The organism is Mammaliicoccus sciuri, assembly GCF_002901825.1.
Lineage (GTDB): Bacteria > Bacillota > Bacilli > Staphylococcales > Staphylococcaceae > Mammaliicoccus > Mammaliicoccus sciuri.
Genome location: NZ_PPQD01000034.1, coordinates 166,920 through 181,895, shown reverse-complemented (window position 1 = coordinate 181,895; position 14,976 = coordinate 166,920). Strand labels below are relative to the sequence as shown.

At 32.5% G+C, this 14,976-nt stretch carries 13 protein-coding genes; 3 read left to right on the top strand and 10 right to left on the bottom strand.

Features of this window, described 5'->3' with window-relative positions; all coding sequences use genetic code 11:
- Window positions 1-30: 30 nt before the first annotated feature.
- The 7 genes from pfkA to CD035_RS12300 all read right to left on the bottom strand — a co-directional run bounded on the left by pfkA (window position 31) and on the right by CD035_RS12300 (window position 9,030).
- The gene (pfkA, locus tag CD035_RS12330) at window positions 31-996 is read right to left on the bottom strand and encodes a 6-phosphofructokinase (RefSeq protein WP_048539605.1); all 966 of its coding nucleotides are present in this window, start codon (window positions 994-996) and stop codon (window positions 31-33) included.
- A 240-nt stretch (window positions 997-1,236) separates the two neighbouring features.
- Window positions 1,237-2,181 (bottom strand): acetyl-CoA carboxylase carboxyltransferase subunit alpha, encoded by a 945-nt coding sequence (locus tag CD035_RS12325; protein WP_048539604.1) that lies wholly within the window; start codon window positions 2,179-2,181, stop codon window positions 1,237-1,239.
- Complete coding sequence (accD, locus tag CD035_RS12320) at window positions 2,174-3,043, bottom strand: acetyl-CoA carboxylase, carboxyltransferase subunit beta (RefSeq protein ID WP_025904314.1); 870 nt, start codon at window positions 3,041-3,043, stop codon at window positions 2,174-2,176. The genes CD035_RS12325 and accD overlap by 8 nt, the downstream gene beginning before the upstream one ends.
- Before the next feature lie 18 nt (window positions 3,044-3,061).
- The gene (locus CD035_RS12315) at window positions 3,062-3,517 is read right to left on the bottom strand and encodes a FadR/GntR family transcriptional regulator (RefSeq protein WP_025904315.1); all 456 of its coding nucleotides are present in this window, start codon (window positions 3,515-3,517) and stop codon (window positions 3,062-3,064) included.
- 19 nt (window positions 3,518-3,536) lie between these two features.
- Window positions 3,537-4,766, bottom strand: a complete 1,230-nt coding sequence (gene ystJ / locus CD035_RS12310) for an NADP-dependent malic enzyme (RefSeq protein WP_048539603.1) — start codon at window positions 4,764-4,766, stop codon at window positions 3,537-3,539.
- Window positions 4,767-4,900: 134 nt separating this feature from the next.
- The gene (locus tag CD035_RS12305) at window positions 4,901-8,092 is read right to left on the bottom strand and encodes a DNA polymerase III subunit alpha (protein WP_048539602.1); all 3,192 of its coding nucleotides are present in this window, start codon (window positions 8,090-8,092) and stop codon (window positions 4,901-4,903) included.
- Window positions 8,093-8,103: 11 nt separating this feature from the next.
- The gene (locus CD035_RS12300; protein WP_048539601.1) at window positions 8,104-9,030 is read right to left on the bottom strand and encodes a DHH family phosphoesterase; all 927 of its coding nucleotides are present in this window, start codon (window positions 9,028-9,030) and stop codon (window positions 8,104-8,106) included.
- Window positions 9,031-9,104: 74 nt separating this feature from the next.
- On the opposite strand from CD035_RS12300, the gene CD035_RS12295 reads away from it, so the two are divergent.
- Window positions 9,105-9,455: a YtpI family protein gene (locus CD035_RS12295; RefSeq protein WP_048539600.1), complete on the top strand. Its 351-nt coding sequence runs from the start codon at window positions 9,105-9,107 to the stop codon at window positions 9,453-9,455.
- Between the two features lie 33 nt (window positions 9,456-9,488).
- Here the strand turns inward: CD035_RS12295 and CD035_RS12290 are convergent, their stop codons facing one another.
- Both CD035_RS12290 and CD035_RS12285 read right to left on the bottom strand, forming a co-directional pair.
- The gene (locus tag CD035_RS12290) at window positions 9,489-10,784 is read right to left on the bottom strand and encodes a DRTGG domain-containing protein (protein ID WP_048539599.1); all 1,296 of its coding nucleotides are present in this window, start codon (window positions 10,782-10,784) and stop codon (window positions 9,489-9,491) included.
- A gap of 195 nt (window positions 10,785-10,979) precedes the next feature.
- On the bottom strand, window positions 10,980-11,669 hold the full coding sequence (locus CD035_RS12285) for a metal-dependent hydrolase (RefSeq protein ID WP_048539598.1): 690 nt from the start codon (window positions 11,667-11,669) through the stop codon (window positions 10,980-10,982).
- Window positions 11,670-11,780: 111 nt separating this feature from the next.
- On the opposite strand from CD035_RS12285, the gene CD035_RS12280 reads away from it, so the two are divergent.
- Together CD035_RS12280 and CD035_RS12275 are read left to right on the top strand one after the other, a co-directional pair.
- Window positions 11,781-12,836 carry a M24 family metallopeptidase gene (locus CD035_RS12280; RefSeq protein WP_103354277.1) on the top strand — a complete coding sequence of 352 codons (1,056 nt, stop codon included), beginning with the start codon at window positions 11,781-11,783 and terminating at the stop codon, window positions 12,834-12,836.
- Window positions 12,833-13,462 (top strand): copper homeostasis protein CutC, encoded by a 630-nt coding sequence (locus tag CD035_RS12275; RefSeq protein WP_048539597.1) that lies wholly within the window; start codon window positions 12,833-12,835, stop codon window positions 13,460-13,462. Before CD035_RS12280 ends, CD035_RS12275 begins: the two co-directional genes overlap by 4 nt.
- Before the next feature lie 552 nt (window positions 13,463-14,014).
- On the opposite strand, the gene CD035_RS12270 is transcribed toward CD035_RS12275, so the two are convergent.
- A complete protein-coding gene (locus tag CD035_RS12270) occupies window positions 14,015-14,908 on the bottom strand; it encodes a nuclease-related domain-containing protein (RefSeq protein ID WP_048539596.1) in 894 nt (297 codons plus the stop codon).
- Window positions 14,909-14,976 lie beyond the last annotated feature (68 nt).

Below are 14,976 nucleotides of genomic sequence, written 5' to 3'. Positions count from 1 at the left end.
ATTAAAATGACCTCCGTAGTTTTTCTTTTTTTATATAGATAATTGATGTGCTAAATTATACATTTTATTGTCGATGTTATGTTCTGCTTGGAATATTTCATCAAAATGAGTACATGTAAGTTCATTTTGTTGAATTCCAACTGCTTTAGCACTATCACCTTGCATAAGTAATTCAACTGCATAGCCGCCTAAACGAGAAGCAAGCACTCTATCCATTCCAGTAGGTGTACCACCTCTTTGAATGTGGCCTAAACATGAAACTCTTGTATCAATGTTAATAAATTTCTTCAATTCTTCCCCACATTGATTACCAGTCATGACACCTTCAGCACAAATAATAATAGAATGTTTTTTCCCTCTATCCATACCATGTTGAATTTTTTCAGCTATTTCTTCAATGTCCGATTTAACTTCTGGTATTAAAATTGTTTCTGCTCCAGCAGCTAAACCTGACCAAAGTGCTAAATCTCCAGCGTCTCTTCCCATTACTTCAATAATAAAAGTACGTTCATGACTTGATGCTGTATCTCTTATTTTATCGACAGCATCAATGATTGTGTTAAGCGCTGTATCAAAACCAATTGTAAAGTCTGTACCATTAATATCGTTATCGATAGTACCGGGAACACCGATTGTTTTAAGATTTTTAGCTTCTTCGCTTAATCTTTGTGCACCTCTATAACTTCCATCTCCACCGATAACAACTAATCCTTCTATGCCTCTTTTTTCAAGGTTTTCAATTGCTTTTGCACGCACTTCTTTTTCTTTAAATTCTGGACATCTAGCAGAATAAAGGAATGTACCACCTCTTTGAATCATGTCCCCAACTGAACCTAATTCAAGTTTTTTGATATTATCATTTATTAAGCCTAAGTAACCTTGGTAAACACCATAAACTTCAATATCATGATAAATAGCTTTACGAACAACTGCACGAATTGCTGCGTTCATCCCTGGTGAATCTCCACCGCTCGTTAAAACCGCAATTTTTTTCATAAATATACAGACCTCTCTTGTTATATGTTTGTTAATTTAAAAATAACACAAATATTGGCTTGATTCCATTAAAACTACTGTTATTTAAATATGTAAACGTCTTCTTAAAAAAAAGATTCCAACTTTTGTAATTTTTCAAAAGTTGGAATCGCTTAATTTTAATTCAATTATGCACATATACATAAATTTATAAAAAGAAATGATATCCGTATAAATCATTTTCTTTTCAATTATTATATCTTAATCGATATAACTTCCTATATTACGATACTTTTTAAAACGATCTTCAACTAAACTTTCTGCATTTAATGTTCTTAAGTCTGAAAGATGTTTTTCAATTGATGTCTTTATAAGTGAAGCTTGTGATTCTAGATGTTTATGAGCGCCACCAAATGGTTCTTTAACAACTTCATCTACAACATCTAAATCAAATAAGTCAGGTGCTGTAATTTTCATTGTTTCGGCTGCCATTTGAGCAAGCCCAGAATCTTTCCATAATAATGCTGCTGCACCTTCCGGAGATATAACAGAATAAGTACTATTTTCTAACATAAGTAGACGATTGGTTACACCTAATCCAAGCGCACCACCGCTTCCGCCTTCACCGATGACAATAGAAATAACAGGTACTGTTAAAGATGCCATTTCGACTAGGTTTTTAGCAATAGATTCACTCTGTCCACGTTCTTCTGCGGCTTTACCAGGATATGCACCTTTCGTATCAATGAACGTAATAATCGGTCTATTAAACTTCTCAGCCTGCTTCATTAAACGCAATGCTTTACGATATCCCTCTGGATGTGCCATCCCAAAGTTTCTAAAAATATTATCTTTAGTGTCTTTACCTCTTTGGTGCCCTATAACTGTCACTGGTAACCCATTAAAGTAAGCCAATCCACCTATTAAAGCTGGGTCATCACGGAAAGTTCGATCACCGTGAAGTTCGATAAAATCATCAAATATGTAAGGGATATAATCTAAAGTTGTAGGTCTTTCTTGTAATCTCGCAACTTGTACTCTATCCCAAGGCTTTAAATTATTATAAATGTGTTCAGTTTCTTTTGTTAAAGTGGCTTCCAACATTTCTATTTCATCTGTTAAGTCTACACCATGTTTTTCTTGATAAGATTGTAGAGATGCTATTTTTTCTTTAATTTCTACTAAAGGTTTTTCAAATTCAAGCATTGTCTTTCACCTCGTTATGATGCATCTTGAGCACAGTACTTAAAGTTTTATACATATCTTTTCGATGTACAACTTTATCTAATTGGCCATGTTCTAATAAAAATTCCGCCGTTTGGAAATCGTCAGGTAGTTTTTCACTAATCGTTTGTTCAATGATTCTTCTACCAGCAAATCCAATCAAAGCTTTCGGTTCTGCAAAGTTTAAATCACCTACAGAAGCAAAGCTCGCTGAAACGCCGCCAGTTGTAGGGTGTGTCATATATGAAATGAATAGTAAGCCTTTATCACTATGACGTTTAATGGATACACTTGTCTTTGCCATTTGCATTAGTGAGATGATTCCTTCTTGCATTCTTGCACCACCACTCGCTGTGAACAATACAAATGGTAAATTATGATCTGCACAATAATCTACAATTCTACAAATTTTCTCTCCAACTACTGCACCCATACTTCCCATTCTAAATCTTGAATCCATAACACAGATACCATAAGGAATACCGTCAATTGACGTTACACCTGTAACGACTGCATCATTTAAACCAGTGCTTTTTCTATCTTTTTCTAATTTTTCTTCATATCCAGGAAATTCTAATGGGTTTGAAGCAGTCATACCGACATCAAACTCTTTAAATGCATCTTCATCACTCACAGCTCTAATTCTATCGTGAGCAGTTAATGCAATATGATGATCACAGTTAAAACAGACATTTAAGTTTTGTACGAGCTCTTTCGTATACATGATTTTTTTACATTTAGGGCATTTTGTCATGATACCTTCAGGCACGTCATTATCTTTACTGTTTTGAACAGTTACATATTTTTTCTTTTTCTGGCTACGATTGAACAAGTCTTTAAACATGTCACTATCCCCCTGATTTTATTTACAATTGTCTCTTTCAAATCTATCACTATATTGAGAGAGTAGCTTCCAAATCATATACATAATTTGATTATTATTATTTGAAACAAGTTCTTCTTTTGAATTTGTTTCAATGTTATTGTGTTCTTCACAGAAATTTTCAATCATCCATTTTAATTCATTAATTTCATCTAATTGTGATTCGTTATGAATTAAGAACCTTCCGATTAAATCAAAAAGTTGGTGTTGGTACATATCACTTAAGAATGTACCTTCACCTCTTCTAGTATGTATCACTCCTAAAAGTTCTAATGCTCTTAGGGCTTCTCTGATACTTGAACGTCCAACATTTAACGTTTCACTTAAAAATCTTTCGGAAGGCAGTTTTTCACCCACTTGAATATTTTTTTCAACAATAATTGACTGAATTTGTTCGACAATCTTGATTAATCCTTTTTGCTTTTCTTTATCCAACGTGAGTCTCCTTCCAAAATTATGACAAGTCTGCTAATTCATATGTTCTACGTTCTATTTCATCAACATCAACTTCAATACGTGCTACACCTGATTCCATACCAGCTTTTGCTACAGCTTTCGCTACATATGGTGCAACTCTTGGATCGAAAGGTCCAGGAATGACATAATCAGCATTTAATTCATCCTCTGAAACAAGATTAGCAATTGCTTCTACTGCAGCTTGTTTCATTTCTTCATTTATATGAGTTGCACGAATATCTAATGCACCTCTAAAAATACCAGGAAATGCTAATACATTATTAATTTGGTTAGGGAAATCAGAACGCCCTGTACCAATAACTTTAGCACCCGCTTCTTTCGCTACATCTGGCATAATTTCAGGAACTGGATTAGCCATAGCAAAGATAATTGGGTCTTCAGCCATTGTTTCAACTAATTCTTTTGTTAATGCGCCTTCAACAGATACACCTACGAATACATCCGCATCTTTAATAACATCTGATAATTGACCTTCTGTTTTGTCTTTGTTTGTCCATTTCGCAACAAAGTCTTTAGTAGGATTCATACCATATGGACGGTCTTCATAAATCGCACCTCTAGAATCACACATAATCATATTTCTTACACCATAACTGTATAATAATTTAATAATTGCAATACCAGCTGCACCTGCACCATTTAAAACAACTTTTATATCGGATAATTTTCTGTCAGTAATTTTCAATGCATTAATCAAACCAGCAACAGTTACGATAGCCGTACCATGCTGATCATCATGAAAGACAGGTATTTTAGTTTCTTTTTTTAGGCGTTCTTCAATTTCAAAGCATCGAGGTGCTGAAATATCTTCTAAGTTAACACCACCATAGTTAGGTTCTAATAATTTAACAGTATTCACAATTTCATCAACGTCTGTCGTATTCAGTGCAATTGGCACACCATCTACACCAGCAAAACTTTTGAACAAAACTGCTTTCCCTTCCATAACAGGAATACTTGCTTCAGGACCTATATCACCTAAACCTAATACAGCTGTACCATCTGTAATAACAGCTACTGCATTTGATTTCATTGTATAGTCATATACTTTTCTGACGTCTTCATGTATATCTTTACACGGTTCTGCGACACCTGGAGAATAAGCAAGACTTAATTCCTCTTTATTAGTAACTTTAACTTTGGCATAAACGCCTAATTTACCTTGTTTTTCTTTATGCATATATAGTGCATCATCTCTTAATGACAAAATAATCATCCCTTCATTGTATGTATCTATCCCTTTATTATACATTAAATTTCTATAATTAAATTAAAAAATTCTTCATAGTGGTCAGACCACCATGAAGAATACTATATCATAAATTATTTAATTAATAAAGACTATAAAAGGCGTACATTCTCATAACCTATTTTATGAATAAATTCTTCAAAATTACCATGATTTAAGTTTAAATAGCCAAGCATTTTTGAACTATAATCTTCATCATTAAAATACGTTACTTTAATATAACGATCGTGGTCTTTTGTAATCCACTCTGCTAAATCTTCTACATTTCTTACGACGACTTCTTTTGTCGTATTAAATTTATGTTGTTTAAATGCTTCTAATGTATCTATTTGATTAATAATAATTTGTGTCTTACCGTTTCTTTTTTCGAATTTGCCATTAATAATTACTGGGACATTGATGATATCAGTTGTTTCAATTTGTTTATATGCATCAGGGAATATAACCCCTTCAACTTCATTTAGCCCATCTATTAAATTGACGAAAGCCATATTTTGACCTTTTTTAGTTCTAATTTTCCTTAGTGAGGCAATCATTACGAGCATCGGCACTTTATTATGGTCTATTCTTAATGGATAAATAGATAAATATTGATGTTGATTGAATAATGAAATGATTGGATGTTCAGTTGCATAGAATCCTAAGTATTCTTTTTCATATTCACTTTTCATAAGATTAGGCATTTCTTCAATTTCTTTAAATTCTTTCTTTACGTTTAAACCTAATTCTTTCAATAAATTATTAGAATCTCCAACAGACTCGCTACTTTCATAAACATCGTCAATAGACTGTAACAATGTCGCTCTAGTCTGACCAAAATCATCTAAAGCTCCAGCATATATAAGTGCTTGTATCATTTTCTTACTTTTCGCTTTACTAGGTAATCGATGTACAAGATCAAACATATCTTTATATGTTCCGTTTGCTTTTCTTTCATCAACGATCACTTTTACGCTTTGATAACCAACACTTTTAATTGCACCAAGTGACGTATATATACCTTTTTTAGTTGCTTTATAGAACCATTCACTATGATTAATGGACGGTGGATATATTTTTACACCAATTCTTTTAAGTTCCGTTACCATTTGTTCTGTCTTAACTTCATTACCAACTACATTAGAAAGAATCGCAGCATAAAAATATGTCGGATAATGGACTTTCAAATAAGTCATGATATACGCGATTTTACTATATGCTACAGCATGTGCTTTTGGATAACCATAGTCTGCAAACTTCAGTATTAAATCAAATATTTTTACAGCTGTTGATTCCTCGTAACCTCTTTCTAAGCTTCCATTCACAAAATGTTTTCTTTCATTTTCTAACACTGCTCTATTTTTCTTACTCATCGCACGTCTCAAAATATCCGCTTCACCATATGAGAATCCTGCGAACTTACTCGCAATCTGCATAATCTGTTCTTGATAAATAATAACGCCATAAGTTGATTTCAATATCTCTTTTAAGTCTGGATGTAAATATTCTATCTCTGCATTTTGTCTACGTCTTTTAATATATGTTGGTATTTCTTCCATCGGTCCAGGTCTATATAGCGATGTAACTGCTACAATATCGAGAAAATGGTCAGGCTTTAACCTCTTTAATACACTTCTAACACCTTGAGATTCGAGCTGAAAAATACCTGTTGTTTCACCTTTAGACAATAGTTGAAAGACTTTAGAGTCATCAAAAGGTATTTTTTCGATATCTACAATTTGATTTTCTTGATATTTCACTTGATTGACCACTTGTTGAATAATCGATAAATTTCTTAAACCAAGAAAGTCGATTTTTAATAGACCGATCTTTTCAGTTTCTGTCATTGTCCATTGCGTTAAAACACCCGTATCACCCATCATTGTAGGTACAAATTGGTGTAATGACTGATCATTAATAATGATACCTGCTGCATGGGTCGATGTATGCCTCGGTAAACCTTCTAATTGTTTACTTAGTTGAAACCATTTTTCATGCAAATGATTCTGGTTAACAAATTGTTTAAACGCATCATCTTCAAATGCTTCGTCTAATGTAATACCTAATTTATGCGGAATTAATTTTGAAATGTAATTGAGTGTAGCATCATCAAACTGTAATATTCTACCTACATCTCTTGCTACTGCTCTCGCTTGAAGATGTCCATAAGTTACAATCCCAGCAACACGATTATCACCATATTTTTCTTGAACATATTGAATCACTTTATCGCGCTTAGTATCTTGAAAGTCGATATCAATATCCGGCATCGTCACACGTTCTGGGTTTAAAAATCTTTCAAATAACAAATCAAATTCAATCGGATCAATAGTTGTAATATTTAAAATAAAACTAACAAGAGACCCGCCAGATGAACCACGTCCTGGTCCAACTAATACATTTTGCTCTTTCGCATAATTAATTAAGTCACTAACGATTAGGAAATAATCTGAATATCCCATTTTTACAATAATATCGTATTCGTATTTAAGTCTTTTTTCATATACTTCATTAAACTGTGGATACTTAGATTTATTCCTCATTAATAATTCCCAAAGATATTCATCACTTGATTGATTATCAGGCGTTTTATATTTTGGTAATAAATCTTGATGATACTCAATTTCAACATGACATTTTTGAGCTATTTCGTCTGTGTTTTGTATGTACGTTTCATCTATATTAATTTGTGATATATCTTCTTTAGTTAAAAAATGATGATTTAAGTTTTGTTGAAAATCACTCATCGTTAATTTTTCATTATTTTTAATTGCATGAAGTGCAATTAAACTATCACCATCATCTTCATTCAAATAAAGTGCAGACTTCATAAAAACTTTCTTATGATCCATTTCAATCATAGAATCATGTGAAATATATTTATCATCTTCCTCAATTGTTATAGCTTGGAATAAATAATAGTTAGCTTCATTGATTTGTTTACCAATGATTATAAGTCCTTCTGAATAAGCATTCACCCATTCAATGGGTGTTGAAAATCTTTCTTTTATGGAAATAGCAGAAGATAACTTAATTAAATTATGATAGCCTGTTATATTTTTAGCTAAGACCACACATTCAACTTGATTGAGTTGGTCATCTAAATAAATGGTTAATCCGAAGATTGGTTTTATATCTTCTTTTATACATGCATCATAAAATTGTAAAGCACCGTGCAGAACATTTAAATCTGTAAGAGCAAGCGCTTGATAATTTTCATTTTTAGCTTTTTGAACAACATCTGGTATTCTGACACTTGAATTGAGCAAATCATATGATGAATGAATATTTAAATGACTTACCATGCGCTCACCTCCTATATTTCAGATTTAATATCTGCTGCTAATGCATCAAACTCTTCCCAGCTATATACAGATGCACCCGAGGCATTTGGGTGTCCTCCACCGTTATATTGAGCTGCGATATGATTAATTTTTATACCTTTTGAACGAATTCTACATCTTATTTCTTTACCTTCATCGACAGCAAATACCCACGCTTTTAATCCTTTAATATCAGAAACGGTATTCACGAATAATGAAGCTTCGTTAGGTTGTAAGTTGAATTGTTCAAGTATATCTTTCGTAATCTTAATTGAACAGAATCCTTCACCATCATATTTGAAATTCTGAAGTATATATCCTTGGAAGTGAAGTAAAGCTGGGTCTCTTTCACTCAGTTGATTAAGTAATTTAGTACGTTCGAATTCTTTCGTCATTAACTCAGCTGCAACTTCCATTGTATGTGTTGACGTATTATCAAATAAGAATCTACCCGTGTCACCAACAATGCCTAAATATAAGACTCTACTTGCTTTCTCACTTACGTTAGAACCATTTAAATTCCATGATTTATTTAAATCAAAGATTATTTCACTTGTAGATGACGCCTCAGTATTCACAAAATTAATATCACCATATGAATCTACTGGTGGATGATGATCAATCTTAATTAATTCGGCACCTGTATTAAAGCGACTATCATCTATACGTGGCGCGTTTGCTGTATCACAAACAATCACGAGTGCACCATTATATGTTTCATCTGCAATTTCATCCAAATCTCCAATAAATGTTAGCGTCGGTTCTGGTTGCCCGACTGCATAAATATGCTTTTCAGGAAAAGCATCTTGTAGTATATATTTCAAACCTAATTGAGATCCGTATGCATCTGGGTCTGGTCTAACATGCCTATGTATAATAATTGTTTCATATTGCTTTATTTTATTTAATATTTCTTCCATTATTATCCTTCTTTCTTTATATTTACTTATATTTTATTAATTGATATAATTCGACTTGGTAGGAGGAATCAAACATGTCATCTGAAATTATGTCTACACTTGTTGCTTTAGCAGTAACAGTTATGATTATTGCTTTAATATTCGCTATTTTAAATTTAGCACGTTCATTTAGAACGAAACGTGACGTTAGAAAAGCGTATCATAAAGCACGTTCAAGATTTTACTTTGGTATATTTATGATCGCATTTGCAGCAGACCAAGTATTGTTATTTCCAACATTAGTCACTTATATTATTGTTTTAGTATTATTATTCTTTGGTATTTTAAACGTGTCTTATGGCTATACAGCAAGTAAATACTTTAAAGGTAACTTACCGATTGAGAACAAAGCTTGGGAAGAATTCGAACAAAAAAAACATCAATAATATTTTAAAAAGCGTTGTATAACATAACGCTTTTTATTTTTCGAGAATTTGACACATTAGTAATGCTTTCGCAACAGTCGCACTACCGCTCACCATCGTAACTTCGAATTTAGCAAATATTCTACCGATATCTAATGTTGTAATCTTCACTTCTACATCGTCATCGATTTGAACAGTTTTCAAATAATAAATGTCTATATGTTCAATCATGATTTCTGATTTTTTCATTTTTCTTATTTCATAACGTAACGCTTCTTCAATAACTGCAATATAAACAGATTTCGTTAACATACCGAATTGATTGGTTAATTGTGGAGATATATTCACCACAACATTACCGTTGTCCATTGTGATTTGTTTTGCAATTTGGTCATGAATCGTTTCACCAATTTGTGGTTGTCTACTCATTAATTGCATCGTCTTCAATACATCTTCACGAGAAATGATACCGATTAATACTTTAGAGGTAGATACAACAGGCAACAATTCAATCCCTTCCCAAATCATAAGATGGGCACAAGTTGCGATGGTCGTATTTAAATGTGCAATAATAGGTGATTTAGTCATCAACGTTCTAATACTTTTATCTTGTTCTTCGTTAACAATATCTTTACTCGTTAAAATTCCTACAACTTTCATTTCACTATCAACAACTGGAAAACGCGTATGAGATGTTTGTTGAGATAATTCGTTCCAATCTCGCACTTTTTGTTTATCATCTAAATAAGAAGTTGATTCAAGGGGGATCATAATATCTTCAACCATTAAAATTTCTTTTTTAATCATTTGATCATATATAGCTCTGTTAATAATATTGGCAACTAAAAATGTATCATAATTTGATAAAATAATCGGAAGTTCGTGTTCATCAGCATAATTTATAATATCTTCATTCGCTTCAAAACCACCCGTAATTAACACGGCAGAACCTCTTTTTAAAGCTTCCATTTGTACATCTGATCTATTACCAACTATCAGCAATGTATTTTTAGTTAAATATTTAACGACATCATTTAATTCCATTGCGCCAATTGCAAATTTTGATAAAGTTTTATATAAGCCTTGTTTACCGCCCAATACTTGACCATCCACAATTTTAACAATTTCATTAAATGTTAAATTTTCAATTTGTTCTCTAGATTTTCTTTCAATTCTAACTGTCCCTACTCTATCAATAGATGCTACAAGCCCTTGATTATCCGCTTCTTTAATTGCACGGTAAGCTGTACCTTCAGAGACATTTAAATCTTTCGCTATCTGTCTGACAGAGATTTTATGTCCAACAGATAACGATTCAATATACTTAATAATTTGCTCATGTTTCGTCATGTTTATACCCTCTATCAAATTTTATGAATTACTTTCTATTATACATTTTTAATGTATTAAATGATATCTTAAAAATTAAATAAAAGATTGAAACAACGCTCATTAAATTAAATCTTTTATACAGATTTACTTCTTAAACTTAAAAGCTGAGACGATAAAATCATCTCAGCTTTCTTAACTTACTTTCATATACATTTATAATTCTACTGATTCACCAGGCTTTAAAATGTGCACTTCTGATTCTGTTACAGCTTTTTCAAAATCTTTAGGGTCTTGTTTAATAAAGTCAAATGTATCGTAATGAATGGGTACTACCTTTTTCGGCTTGATAAATTCATTAACTGCATAACTTGCATCATCAATGCCCATTGTAAAGTTATCGCCTATCGGAATAAAGCATAAATCTACTGGGTGTCTATCTGCGATTAATTTCATATCGCTGAATAAGCCTGTGTCACCAGTATGATAAATTGTACCCGCTTCAGTTTCTAATACAATTCCTGCAGGCATACCTAAATAGACGATTTCTCCATTTTCTTCTGTAAAGCTATTACTATGAAAGGCTTGCACATATTTTACTTTTCCAAAATTAAATTCAATATTTCCACCAATATTCATTGGATGTAAGTTTTCTAATCCGTGTTTATTAGATAAATAATCAATCGCTTCAGGTAACGCTATAACAGTTGCACCTGTTCTTTTTGCAATGCTAACAGTATCACCTAAATGATCGCCATGACCATGAGTTAATATAATATAATCTGCTTCTACTTCATCTGTCGTCAAATCTGATAATGGATTCCCTGTTATAAACGGATCCACAATCACTTTATGTCCTTTACTTTCAAAATAGATTACTGATTGTCCATGAAATGATACTTTCATGAATCTCCCTCCTCACATTGTCTTTTCCGTATATTATATACCCTAAATTTGAATTTATGAATCAAGAAGTCTAAAATAATGATGTAAGAAAGAGATTTGGGAGGAAGAATAATGGAACATAATGAAATTGCAACATTTTTAAAAGATAAAGGTGCAGATGCAGCATGGATTACAACGCCTTTGAACATCTTTTATTTAACAGGTTATTTATCTGAACCACATGAACGTCTATTTAGCTTATTAGTCACTAAAGATGGTGAAGAAACACTATTTTGTCCAAAAATGGAAGTTGAAGAAGCTAAAAATGCAGGTTTCACTGGAAACATCGTTGGATACTTAGATACAGAATCACCATTCGATTTGATTGAACAACAATCTTATAAAACTTTTGCGATAGAATCAGAGCATTTATCAGTTAAAAGACTTCGTGAAATTGAAAAAGCATTTAATGTAGAAACAATTGTTGATATTGATCAAGTATTAAAAGATATTAGAAATGTAAAAACTAATGACGAGATTGAGTTGTTGCAAGAAGCGGCTAAATATGCAGATTTAGCTATTCAAGCTGGCGTTGATAAGTTAGAAGTTGGCGTTTCTGAAATTGAAGTATTAAATCATATTGAAACAACTATGAAACAACATGGTATTTCTAAGATGAGCTTTGATACTATGGTATTATTCGGCGATCATGCAGCAGCTCCTCATGGTACACCAGGAGAAAGAACTTTAAAAGAAAATGAATATGTACTATTTGACCTAGGTGTCATTTATAAAGGTTATTGTTCAGATATTACAAGAACTGTTCCATTCGGTACACCTTCTGATAAGGCACAAGAAATTTACAACGTCGTACTTGATGCTAACAAACAAGCAATTGAAATGATTAAACCAGGTGCTAAAATTGCTGACTGCGATAAAGTAGCTAGAGATATTATTAGCAATGCTGGTTATGGTGAATACTTCCCGCATAGACTTGGTCACGGACTTGGATTAAGCGTCCATGAATTCCCAGACATTTCTAGTGCAAATACGGATGAATTCAAACCAGGCATGGTATTAACAGTTGAACCTGGAATTTACGTTCCTGGTGTCGCTGGCGTTAGAATTGAAGACGATATCGTTGTAACTGAAGATGGACATCGCATACTAACAGGCTACCAAAAATGATTAAAGAAGCTTGTGTAGAAACAATTTCGCAAATTGAACAAGCGATTAAAAACGGTGCAAATCGAATTGAACTTTGCGATAACCTTTCAGTTGGTGGCACAACACCAAGTTATGGAATGGTAAAGATTGCAATAGAATTATGTCATCAACACAATGTCGAAGTCGCTGTCATGATTAGACCTCGCGGTGGAGATTTTAACTATAATTATTTCGAATATGAAATCATGCGACAAGATATATTACAATTGAAAGATTTGAAAGTTGATGCATTTGTATTTGGTTGTTTAGATGAACACGGTCATCTTGACGAATGGAAGATGAAATCATTAAAAGAAACATGTGGTATCATACCTGCCGTTTGTCATATGGCATTTGATTCAATTAATCCATATCATCAATTAAAATCATTAGATTGGTTAATTAAGCACCAATTCAGTCGCCTACTAACACATGGCGGACCAAGTGATAGTGTGATATTTGATAACATTAACCATTTAGGTAAATTGTTGATTCACTCAAAAGGCAATATTACAATCATGCCAGGTGGCGGACTTAATAAAGATAACTTATCACAATTAATAGAAGACATACCATTCGATGAAGTACACGGTACAAAGATCGTATAATAAGAAAAACCTGAGACGAAATTCGTCTCAGGTTTTTTGGTGGAGTTGACTTGTTTTTTAGTTTGGCGGGCGCTTAGTTACATTTCGTCCGACTTTTGTTACTATGGGGTGCCTTAGTTACACTTCGTCCGACTTTTGTTACTATGGGGTGCCTTAGTTACATTTCACCCGACTTTTGTTACTATGGCCACCCTTAATTACACTTCGCTCGACTTTTGTTACTATGGGCTGCCTTAGTTACATTTCGTCCGACTTTTGTTACTATGGCCACCCTTAATTACACTTCGCTCGACTTTTGTTACTATGGGCTGCCTTAGTTACATTTCGTCCGACTTTTGTTACTATGGATAGCCTTAGTTACATTTCGTCCGACTTTTGTTACTATGGGCTGCCTTAGTTACATTTCACCCGACTTTTGTTACTATGGCCACCCTTAGTTACATTTCACTCGACTTTTGTTACTAACAATGCCTTATTAGAATTTGATACACCCTATGTACCGAAAACTAAATAAATCAAGTATGTTTTTTGAAAAATATCGTACTTCATATTTTAACTTTTTTCTAGATAAAATTTCTTATTTCGCATATTTGTATTTTTAAAGTATTTATTACATACTCTTCTGACTGTATGTATTGGTATAGGATAACACCATGCTTTAGCTTCTTTAAAATCAAAAGGTTTTCTCTTTATGATAAAAAGTTCTTTTAGGTTGAAATATATTAACTCCTCATATCCTAAATCTTTTCTACAGTAACAACATCTATAGTTATGCTTGTTTTTCTTAAAGGCAATAGTAAATAATTTTCTACAATTTGGGCATCTCAAACCAGATCCAACTTTATCTTCTAGAATATTAATATCTTTTTGATAAAAGGTTGAATGAATAGATTCATATTGTTTGAAAATATTTAAGATTTCTTGATTAGCTTCTTGATTATTTGTATCAATGAGTTGAGGAACTCTAGAAAGTTCTTGAGGAAGTAGTATTGCTTGATTTTGTGGTCTTTTACCGTGAAGATTGAAATGACTATTCGTAAATATAATAATGGTTTCAACTTCTCTTGGTAAATTGTGAGTATTAACGATTGATTGTATTTTATTTTCAATTTTATTTGTTTGTATGTGCGGTGACGGGTATCTTAAACTATTTGTACATTTAATATAATTTTCTTCAAAATACCAATCGCCAGTATAGTGTTTAACTTCGAAAATATAGATTTTTGTTGATGAAACAACTAAAAAATCAATTTGTATATGATTTGAGGTTCCGATTTCTAAATTATATACATACTTAACATCAACGATAGTGTCTAGTATTGCTTTAAAATACATTTCACCTTCCAATCCAGTTTGGTTAATATACAATTCTTTTCTTTGATCTAAATTCAAATTTGTCCTGCCTTCGATAGCTTTAAGATAAGAAATATATTCGGTTTTGTTCATGTAATCACCTGCTGTTAATAATAATATGTAATCAAATTATAGGTATTCTGCTCATTTTCAGCAAGTTC

What these genes read in the sequence shown, in the direction of transcription:
- CD035_RS12325 (WP_048539604.1), bottom strand. Translation starts at nt 2,181, where the DNA reads ATGCTTGAATTTGAAAAACCTTTAGTAGAAATTAAAGAAAAAATAGCA.
- CD035_RS12295 (WP_048539600.1), top strand. Translation starts at nt 9,105, where the DNA reads ATGTCATCTGAAATTATGTCTACACTTGTTGCTTTAGCAGTAACAGTT.
- CD035_RS12300 (WP_048539601.1), bottom strand. Translation starts at nt 9,030, where the DNA reads ATGGAAGAAATATTAAATAAAATAAAGCAATATGAAACAATTATTATA.
- CD035_RS12280 (WP_103354277.1), top strand. Translation starts at nt 11,781, where the DNA reads ATGGAACATAATGAAATTGCAACATTTTTAAAAGATAAAGGTGCAGAT.
- CD035_RS12275 (WP_048539597.1), top strand. Translation starts at nt 12,833, where the DNA reads ATGATTAAAGAAGCTTGTGTAGAAACAATTTCGCAAATTGAACAAGCG.
- CD035_RS12305 (WP_048539602.1), bottom strand. Translation starts at nt 8,092, where the DNA reads ATGGTAAGTCATTTAAATATTCATTCATCATATGATTTGCTCAATTCA.
- CD035_RS12270 (WP_048539596.1), bottom strand. Translation starts at nt 14,908, where the DNA reads ATGAACAAAACCGAATATATTTCTTATCTTAAAGCTATCGAAGGCAGG.
- CD035_RS12285 (WP_048539598.1), bottom strand. Translation starts at nt 11,669, where the DNA reads ATGAAAGTATCATTTCATGGACAATCAGTAATCTATTTTGAAAGTAAA.
- CD035_RS12290 (WP_048539599.1), bottom strand. Translation starts at nt 10,784, where the DNA reads ATGACGAAACATGAGCAAATTATTAAGTATATTGAATCGTTATCTGTT.
- pfkA (WP_048539605.1), bottom strand. Translation starts at nt 996, where the DNA reads ATGAAAAAAATTGCGGTTTTAACGAGCGGTGGAGATTCACCAGGGATG.
- accD (WP_025904314.1), bottom strand. Translation starts at nt 3,043, where the DNA reads ATGTTTAAAGACTTGTTCAATCGTAGCCAGAAAAAGAAAAAATATGTA.